Origin of the sequence: Sphingomonas sp. PAMC 26621, assembly GCF_000251145.1 — a bacterium.
Lineage (GTDB): Bacteria > Pseudomonadota > Alphaproteobacteria > Sphingomonadales > Sphingomonadaceae > Sphingomonas.
Genome location: NZ_AIDW01000063.1, coordinates 34786 through 43469, shown reverse-complemented (window position 1 = coordinate 43469; position 8684 = coordinate 34786). Strand labels below are relative to the sequence as shown.

The window sequence follows — 8684 nt, the reverse complement described above, 5'->3', positions numbered from 1 at the left end:
AGCAATGGCATCCAGTTCGCCTAGCAGCCGCGCAACCGCAACACCGCCTGGTCGCGGCAGATGCGCTTCGACATGATCTGTGAGGCGCACGATATCGAGCACCGGCTCACCAAGCCGAACCACCCCTGGACCAATGGTCAGGTCGAGCGGATGAACCGCACTATAAGGAGGCGACCGTCAAACGCTTCCACTATGAGAGCCATGAACAGCTACGGACGCACCTCGCCGACTTATGGCTGCCTATAACTTCCCGCCGGCTAAGACGCTTAGCGGCCTCACACCCTACGAATACATCGCCAAAATCTGGACTTCAGAACCAGACCGGTTCATTGTTAATCCGATCCACCAAATGCCGGGACTAAACACCTAGCGTATGGAGTTCCATGATCTCCCGAGCGAGATTCTCGTTCAGTCCGCGCTTACGGTCGGGTTGGCGTGCGGCGGCTTGGCTTTCGGGACCGATCGACCGGAACTGGTTGAGATAGATCAGCATCGCTGGATGCTGTTCGGCGGCCAATACCATGTCCGAGAATTTGCCCAGCACGTGCGGCCGGATCGCATCGCGCTCGAAAGCGCCGGCGAACGCGGTGACCTGCGCGTTGTCGACCGAAATGCAAAAATGGTTCGACCAGAAATTCGCCATGCGTTCGACGAACGGCGCTTCGGTCGCGAGCGCACTGTCGGCGCGAGCTTGTACGCCGGCGCGGTAAAGCGCCTGAACGTCCTGTCGGAAATCCTGGCGTCCGGCTTTTAGATCGATCTTGGCGTCGGTGGCGCCCTCCTGCTTGGCCATGCGCCGGTTGGCCTGTTGCTGCCCGCGGTATCGTTCGACTACAGCGCCCGCATCACCGAGCGACGCGAAGCCCGTGGGGCGTACCTCGAACCGCGAGAACTGGTCGAGGAGCCAACGCTTGGGATCGCCGGGTGCTACGTCGTCCGGTCGGGCACCCAGACCGAACCGGTTCAGCGCGATCGCGGCAGGCGAGAGGGAAGCGAACTGGACGGACAATGGTCTTACCTCGGTGGTGATCCACTGTCCCTTCAACGCGACCAGACGGGATTTCCGTCGGAGATCATTCGGGAGCGGGCGGAATCCTGTCGGAGCGCCGCTTCATGGCGTCGGCGAGCTTTGCCCGATCAGCTGGTGGGAGCGTAGCGGCGTAGGCGACCGCGCGTCGCTCGACCGCAGCCCGAACCGCCTGATCGGCCGCACGAGCCCGGTCGAGGGCGGTCAGGACTGCCGCTTGATCGACCGTTGGCTGCCGCAGCAGCACAGCCGCCTCCGCCTTCGCCTTGCGTGCTTCAACGATTGTCGGACGCAGCTCCTGCCGGGCTCTGCGCAGCGCTGCCCGGAACGGTCGCCGCTCGAAACGGGGCAATTCGGCGCCTGCTATCCGCAGGGAGCCGGCGTTGATCATCCGCCCTCCGGTCCGCAGAGACACCACGCCGGCGACGAGCGCACCGGCGAGGAACAGGTTCAGGACGACCGATACGATCAGGGCGATGCGAATCTTACCCATCAGTTATCCTGTGCACCGATGTCACCAAACGATGTGCCGCTGTCCCCCGTGGAATCGATCGGGGCGACCATTGCGACTGCGGCTGTTCCGGACGCGGCGCCAGCTAGCGCTGCTGCGACGCCGACGGCAGACCACCAAAGCCGGGCGCGCATCCCAACGGTTTTCTTTTGCGCAAGGGCGCTCCCAACCACGTCATTGCGCAGTTCAACGGAAGGCGATGGCACCCGCCAAACATCGAGGGTTTCATCGATCGTCGAGGCATATGCGAGAATTTTACGTGCGCAGGGGCGCACCGCCATCAGCGCTGCGGCATCACGGTGCTGTTCGGGCCAGCGCGCAATAGCGCCGCCATACGCGTCCGCCAAATCTCGAAAGCGGTCGAGGGTCATTGGTTCACTCATGCGTCACCCTCCACCGGCTCGGCGAGCTGCGCGCGCAGCGTGCGCCGACCTCGCGCCAACAATGACTCCAGCGCTTCGACGCTGACATCCAACGCCACGGCCGCCTCGGCACCCGAAAGATCCTGATAGTGGACCAGCAAAATCGCCTCGCGCTGACGTTCGGGTAATGCTGCAATGGCGTTCGCAACCGAACCGCTGCGTTCCGCTTCCAGCAATCCGGCTTCCGCATCCGGTGTTGGGTCGACGGCGTCCGGTATCGTGTCGCTTCCAACCTCTCGCCGCCGCCGCAGGCGGTCGCGACACAGATTCAGTACGACCATATGCAACCACGTGTCGAAGCGGGCACGGCCGGGCTGCCACTTGGCCGCGTTTCGCCAGACCCTGACGAACGCCTCTTGTGCCACGTCTTCCGCTTCCGTCGTGTTGCGCAGGATGCGCGTCGCGAGACCAAGGATACGGGGAAGCTTCGCTGCGACCAGCGTTCGCGTTGCGGCCGGCTCGCCGCGGCTGACGCGCTCGAGCAAACTCGAGTCGGGGTCCTGATCGCTCAAGCGCCGTGGTTCCTATGCCCATCCCGGTTGATCCAGCATCAGGATTCCGTTTCATCGCCCGCAGCGTCGATGCTTTTGGGGCGCGCGCCTGCCCGTTCTGTCGGGCTCGCCACGCCGTCCCCGTTCGCATCGAGGCGCTTGAAGCGACGGGAGAGCATCGCATCGATCTCCGACTTGTCGAGCATGCCACTGCCGTCTCGATCCAACCTTGCGAACCGCTTCGCTGGATCGGTTTTGCCAGCTTTCGCGCCGGCGAGGTACTCGGACCTGCTGACCTTGCCGTCTCCGTCGGTATCTAGGGCCAGTTGCCTTTTCTCACGCCGTTCGATGAAAGCCTGCAATGATACGCCCTTTGCGGACGTCTTCGCTTCACTCTGTGAATGCTCCTGATCGACGGGCTGCGCACAGGCTATGGCGGGGGAAAGCATCAGCAAAGCCGTGAGGGTCCGCGCCACTGTCAATAGGGTCATCATATTCATGCTAGTGCCTCTATTGCTTTCGGATCATGGCTCTCGCTTCATCGATTACCGGACAGGAATAGCAGGAGCGCCGGTGCGCGACGCTCCTGCTGGCCTCAAAGCCTAGCGATAGCGCCAACCGCCGTGATACCGATACCGATGGTCACAATACCGCCTGCCATCCCAATATCCTCGGCCTCCATAAAATCCGCCGATGCGAAGCCTCGGGGCCACGACCACACGTCCGCGATTAGGGCGGCAATAGCCGCCAGGGCCACGATGCGCGCCAACGCCGCAGCCCTGCCGCGCCTCGGCGGGCGCAACGACGGTGAAGGCTGCTCCGGCCGCGATCGCGGCAAGCAGGATTTTCCTCATGATGCTCTCCTTGCACATAATACCCGGCACCCCTTCGGAGGCACCCAAGTAGTCATTGAACGCAGCTCAGCGGCAATTCCGTCGCGCATCGTGAATGGGCGCCACAATCGGGTCGGGTAAGGGTTGCTCAGCGTTCGCTAAGCAGCTCGCGTTGCGCTTTTTCAATCAATCGAATTTCGGAATGAGCGAAATGGGGAGTAAGCGGACCGACCGCTTTCGGGCGACGTTTGGCAATAGCCGCCGTTGCGCCACCGCCGACTCGCTCGGATCCTGGTAAGGCAGGTCGTGCTGATTCTAGCGCTTACAACTAAGATGAAATTAGGATTAAAACTTCGAGTGTCGGTCGTCACGAGAATGACACACGGGTTACTAAATGACGGGCTAGCGGTCCCCCTAGAGATATAGAGCCTCAAGGGTGTATCAATGACTTACTGATCATCTACTCGCGCTTGCATACTTGCATACTTGCATACTTGCATACTTGCATACTTGCATACTTGCATACTTGCAGGCGTCGCCTTCGCAAGCATGACTGCTGCATGTGCCGCGAGCGGCCAAGCTCCGGCTGGCGCGGCTGCATCGGCGCCAGAAACCATGCAGGTCCAGCCGCAGGCCAATTCGACCGACGCGTCGGATCCTAGCCAGTTGGAGGGCAGAGCGTTGAAAGCCCGCTAAACAACGCTAACCGAGAACATTCCATGAAAACGCGTATTTGAGATGTCGCCGCCGACCTGACTTTCCGAGCCAATCGGAATCATGCTAACCAGGCGGAGTGTCCGCAACCGCCCGAGGCTGTATAAAAACGCCTTGCCGCACCCGAAACAAGCAATATCGCAGTCGGAAAGGATATCTTAACCTCATAGCAGAATCCCGGCGCGCCCAGTCTTGAATGAATATTCCGCAGCAAGCCGCCGAACCTGCGTTTTACACGGGCTGGCCATTAGCAGACACGTACTATGTGCGGAGCACCGCGAAAACTATCTACAGGACAATCCGGTAGAGTAGCCCTTCGCCGCCGCCATAGGCACCGTCCCTAGTGAACGAGCCAATGAGATTACCGCCAGCCCGTTCAATGCTGCGTTGCGAGGCAATATTCTTTGGGTTGGCCGCGAGGTCCACATGCGCCAGGCCAAGAGCCCGGGCATCTGGCAACAGCGCAAGAACTGCCTTCGCTGCATAACCGTGTCCGCGCTTGCGCGGTATCACACTAAAACCAACATGACCGAGCACATGGGAGGGAAGACTGGCCGTACCCTTTTGCCAACGAAAGGCTATGCTTCCACAAAATTCCCCATCCCAAAGCCAGCGTTGATAGCTGGGCAGGCGCTTTCGCGTCGTGCCGTCAGGCATCAGGATTGGTTCACCGATAGCTTCCCGGTCCTCCAGCGACGCGAGGAATGCGCAGCGATCATCAGCGATCGAGCCCAACTCTTTTCGGGCGGCCGCGCCCCCGTTTAAATTGTCGGGCGACCATCCATCCTCAAGCGCAGCACGGTAAGCGGGGAGGTATATGAGCGCCGGGATTACCAAAGATAGCGATTCAGACATAAGGCCGGTGTTTTTGCTGGAGCAACGCGCAGCGTCAAGCGTTTGCTCGTCCCGTCCTAATTCAGAAGCCGAACAGCAGCTAACCACCCCTTTTCAGCCGATCACTCAGGCCGCCCAATGCCCATTCGTCGCATCTCGCGGTAGATCGTAGAACGTCCAATCCCGAGCTGCCGGGTACTTTCCGCTGGCGACACTCGCGCCTCGACGAGTTTGATCGCGGCGTCGATCTTGGCCATGTCGAGCGGCTGCCGGCCGGGCAGCTTACCCTTGGCGCGCGCCGCCGCAATGCCGTCCTTGGTGCGTTCCGAGATCAGCCGTCGCTCGAAATGCGCGATGGCACCGAAGACGTGGAAGATGAGCTCACCGGCAGCAGATGAGGTGTCGATCTTCTCTTCGAGGCTGAGCAGGGCGATCCCGTTGTCACGCAGCTTTGAGACCGTCGCCAATAGGTCGGCAAGCGACCGCGCGAGCCGGTCGAGCCGCACCACCGCCAGCGTGTCGCCTTTGCGCGCATAGGCGAGAAGCTCGGCAAGGCCCGGCCGGTCCATGCTCTTGCCCGACATGACATCGGTGAACACCTTGATCGCGCCCGCCTGCTTGAGGCGCATGGTCTGCCCCGCGACGTCCTGGTCGCCGGTGCTGACGCGGGCATATCCCAGAATGTCGCTCAAGCTCCGTCTCCCATACGAACGATTTATGGACACCCCGATCTCAGGGCGCAAACACGCGGAAAACCCGTCCACAGAATTCGTCCCAGAATGCTGGATCGTCCATAAAACACTCAGTCATTTTGTGGACGGGCTTATCGTTGCTTAGCGTAGGATCAGCGCTCCGCCCTCAATGACGAGGGATAGCGTCGCGCCCCGGCGACCGACCATGACCGCGGCCGGGGAACCCGGTTCAAGCATGGAGCGGCCGTTCCGCCCGATCACCGCCCGCCCGTAAGGACGGACTGCATCAGCCTAGTCGATCGTTACCCGTATGTGTAGCCGCACCTTCGGCATCGGAACAGGAAGCGATCAGCGTGGAAGAGCAAAGCACCGTCGCCCGAGGTTGGTTCGTCAGCGTCCCCAAAATTTACCGACAATGGAATGCGCGGTTTACCTAAAGTTTGATCACTTTACCTATAACTCAATATTGAGCGTTTTGGATTTTTGCGATGCGCAGGGAGGGATTGAAAGTCACGAGGCATAGCTCAAAGGTTGTGGCCGATTAAACGTATCTCCCATTTTCATCGTCCTTGCGGGAAGATGGCGCACTGTCCCAAAAGTAGCGACATTCGAGACGTCCGGAACTTAGTAGATTTGCGACACGCCCGTGGATCGGCAGAATTACAAGACCGCGTGGCCAAGCTGGAGAAGGCCATCTCGATGGGGTTGAAGTCGGGGCTGTAGGGCGGAAGGAACAGGAGTCTGGCACCCGCGGCTTCGATGGCGGCACGCACGGCTGGGCCCTATGACTCGATAAGTTGTCCATGATGACGACGTTGCCGGGCGAAAGTTCGGGCACGAGGACGCGGGTCACGTAGGTGGTGAAGGCTTCACCGTTCATCGCTCCGTCGAGCACCCAGGGCGCGATCATGCCGGTGCGGCTCAGACCCGCGACGAAGGTAGTGGTTTTCCAGTGCCCGTGCGGCACACCGGCCCGCAGTCGTTCGCCGCGTGGCGCTCGGCCGTAGCGACGTGCCATGTTCGTTGATGCCCACGTCTCGTCGATGAAGATGAGCTGCTCGGGATCGAGATCAAGCTGGCCGTCGAACCATTCCTCTCGTCGTTTTAGGATGGCCGGGCGATCCTGCTCGGTCGCGTGCGCTGTCTTTTTTTGCGCGTGATCCCGCGCCGCGCGAAGAACCGCCATATCGTGCCGAGTGCGACCTCGGTGCCGTGATCGGCCAGAAGTGCCTGCAACTCGGCCAGGGTGATGTCGGGCGTCGCCATATAAGCCTCCAGGATCAACTCGGCATGCGCCTCGATCCTCATCGAACGTCGATCGCCACCCTGCTGCTGTGGCGTCGGCGTTCCGTGCTGGTTTGCAAGCTGCTGCCACCGGACAGCGCTCGCGGCGCTGACACCGAACCGTACCGCCGCCTGTCGACGCGACAGACCGCTCGCGATCGCCGCCACAACCTTGTCTCGAAGATCCACTGACAATGCTCGCGCCATCAATGCCAGCCTCCTGCACCGGCAGGATTTATGAATCAGAAAACCGCAGCGACGGGAATTCCTCTATGATTCAGCACGGTGAGAAACCGCTTATCTTATGAAGGTGGCGGTCTTTCTGGCAAGAAAGGCCGTCGCCGACGAGCCGCAAACTCGTCGGCGACGGGAAGGGACGGATCGCAAAACCGCAGGCCGTAATGGGCCGAGTTAGAGATTGATCGCCCTTCTCTTTTCCCGCGGCCTGAACGGATACGTGGGCCTTGGCCCGCATGACAAGCAGAGGACCTGGAAAAGATGGAGACCATCATAGCGCAGAATGTTGGTGTCGATATCTCCAAAGCGACACTCGACGTGCATCTTCACCCGGCGGGCATCGCCCGCCAGTTCGCCAACGACGCCAGTGGCATCAAGGCGTTGCTCGGTTGGCTTGGCGACCGTGACATCGTCCGTATCGTCTTCGAACCGACTGGCCCATACCATCATCGGCTCGAGCGGCGACTGGGCGACGCAGGGCTCCCCTTGGCGAAGGTCAATCCGCTACAGGCGCGGCGCTTTGCACAAGCCGCCGGCGCACACGCCAAAACCGATGCGATCGATGCCGCTATGCTGGCCCGCATGGGCGCACTTCTGACACCGCCAATACGGCCGATTACCAGCGAAGCTATCGATGAAATGAGGGAGCTTCACATCGCCCGGCTCGCTTTGGTCAAGGATCGTACCGCTGCCAGGAACCGTCAGCATGCGTGTCGGTCGCCATTGCTGAAGCGACATGCTGCGCAACGGCTAGCACAGATCGATCGTTAGATCGCCGCCATCGACGCTGCCCTGAACGCGCGTTTGCAGACCGATCCTGAGCTGGTGGCGCGCTTCGAGATACTCGTCTCAATTCCTGGCGTTGGTGCACTCACCGCTATCACTATGCTCATCGAAATGCCTGAGCTCGGTCAACTCGAGAGCAAGCAGGTCGCCAGTCTCGCTGGTCTCGCCCCACAAGCCCGCGACAGCGGGCAGTATCGCGGAAAACGCCACATCCGCGGTGGGCGCGCCGTTCTCAGGCAAGCGCTCTACATGCCGGCCCTCGTCGCAACGCGGTTCAACGTCGATCTGAAAGCTAAATATCAGGCGATGGTCACCGCGGGGAAGCCTCCCAAGGTCGCCATCACCGCGATCATGCGGAAGCTCATCATCCTGGCAAATACGTTGCTCAAAGCCGACCGCAAATGGATCGATAAGCCCGCTTGATCACAACGGATACTCTAATCGCATGCCAGGATGTGCCGCGAGCCTGGTCAAGATGTTGTTGCAGACATCCGCATGATGAGGGGCAAGAAGACCGGCGGAGACGTAGACTAAACGATCGCTCGGCGAACGGGTCACCCTACGACCGTGTTCTTCGGGCGAATGTGACGCCGAATTCACTTTCAAATTCGAAGACATTTCGCAAGAAATCACTGCATGCCCGATGAACCTGAGCGCGATACCGTAACTGAAGCCTCGGCGCTGATGCGAGAGGCGCTTCGCCTGCTGGACGCCGCGGGCGTGGCGCTCGCGGCGTTGCATCTCGAGCAGGCGCTTAATCTGGTTCAGGACGAGTTGGCGGTCCGCTAGACGTTCGACGTTCAGTCCGGCGGAAATTCGACCTTGGCTCTGCCCACGTCTTCTTCCACGGTCG

Annotated in this window: 9 protein-coding genes and 3 pseudogenes; 3 read left to right on the top strand and 9 right to left on the bottom strand. The window is 60.7% G+C overall.

What is annotated here, in order from left to right; all coding sequences use genetic code 11:
* Nucleotides 1-370: pseudogene (locus RI03_RS23245) on the top strand (integrase core domain-containing protein); the annotation flags it as partial.
* Here RI03_RS23245 and RI03_RS21675 read toward each other — a convergent pair.
* The 9 genes and pseudogenes from RI03_RS21675 to RI03_RS24985 all read right to left on the bottom strand — a co-directional run.
* On the bottom strand, nucleotides 359-1009 hold the full coding sequence (locus tag RI03_RS21675) for a DUF1800 family protein (RefSeq protein WP_010219911.1): 651 nt from the start codon (nucleotides 1007-1009) through the stop codon (nucleotides 359-361). The pseudogene RI03_RS23245 and the gene RI03_RS21675 overlap by 12 nt on opposite strands.
* A 64-nt stretch (nucleotides 1010-1073) precedes the next feature.
* Nucleotides 1074-1520 (bottom strand): periplasmic heavy metal sensor, encoded by a 447-nt coding sequence (locus RI03_RS21670; protein WP_010219910.1) that lies wholly within the window; start codon nucleotides 1518-1520, stop codon nucleotides 1074-1076.
* Nucleotides 1520-1921, bottom strand: a complete 402-nt coding sequence (locus tag RI03_RS21665) for a hypothetical protein (RefSeq protein ID WP_026046977.1) — start codon at nucleotides 1919-1921, stop codon at nucleotides 1520-1522. The genes RI03_RS21670 and RI03_RS21665 overlap by 1 nt, the downstream gene beginning before the upstream one ends.
* Entirely contained in the window at nucleotides 1918-2472 is a 555-nt protein-coding gene (locus RI03_RS21660) for an RNA polymerase sigma factor (protein WP_010219907.1), read from the bottom strand. The genes RI03_RS21665 and RI03_RS21660 overlap by 4 nt, the downstream gene beginning before the upstream one ends.
* Nucleotides 2473-2510: 38 nt before the next feature.
* Nucleotides 2511-2951 (bottom strand): EF-hand domain-containing protein, encoded by a 441-nt coding sequence (locus RI03_RS21655; RefSeq protein WP_010219906.1) that lies wholly within the window; start codon nucleotides 2949-2951, stop codon nucleotides 2511-2513.
* 102 nt (nucleotides 2952-3053) lie between these two features.
* Nucleotides 3054-3305, bottom strand: a complete 252-nt coding sequence (locus tag RI03_RS25485; protein ID WP_081504332.1) for a GCG_CRPN prefix-to-repeats domain-containing protein — start codon at nucleotides 3303-3305, stop codon at nucleotides 3054-3056.
* A 981-nt stretch (nucleotides 3306-4286) separates the two neighbouring features.
* Nucleotides 4287-4853 (bottom strand): GNAT family N-acetyltransferase, encoded by a 567-nt coding sequence (locus RI03_RS23240; RefSeq protein ID WP_081504330.1) that lies wholly within the window; start codon nucleotides 4851-4853, stop codon nucleotides 4287-4289.
* Nucleotides 4854-4954: 101 nt separating this feature from the next.
* Nucleotides 4955-5524, bottom strand: a complete 570-nt coding sequence (locus RI03_RS21640; RefSeq protein WP_010219903.1) for a recombinase family protein — start codon at nucleotides 5522-5524, stop codon at nucleotides 4955-4957.
* Nucleotides 5525-6201: 677 nt separating this feature from the next.
* Nucleotides 6202-7015 (bottom strand): annotated as a pseudogene (locus tag RI03_RS24985) (IS630 family transposase); the annotation flags it as partial.
* A 291-nt stretch (nucleotides 7016-7306) separates the two neighbouring features.
* On the opposite strand from RI03_RS24985, the pseudogene RI03_RS21630 reads away from it, so the two are divergent.
* Nucleotides 7307-8254: pseudogene (locus tag RI03_RS21630) on the top strand (IS110 family transposase).
* A gap of 213 nt (nucleotides 8255-8467) precedes the next feature.
* Nucleotides 8468-8620, top strand: a complete 153-nt coding sequence (locus tag RI03_RS24270) for a hypothetical protein (RefSeq protein WP_170318450.1) — start codon at nucleotides 8468-8470, stop codon at nucleotides 8618-8620.
* The last annotated feature ends 64 nt before the right edge of the window (nucleotides 8621-8684 follow it).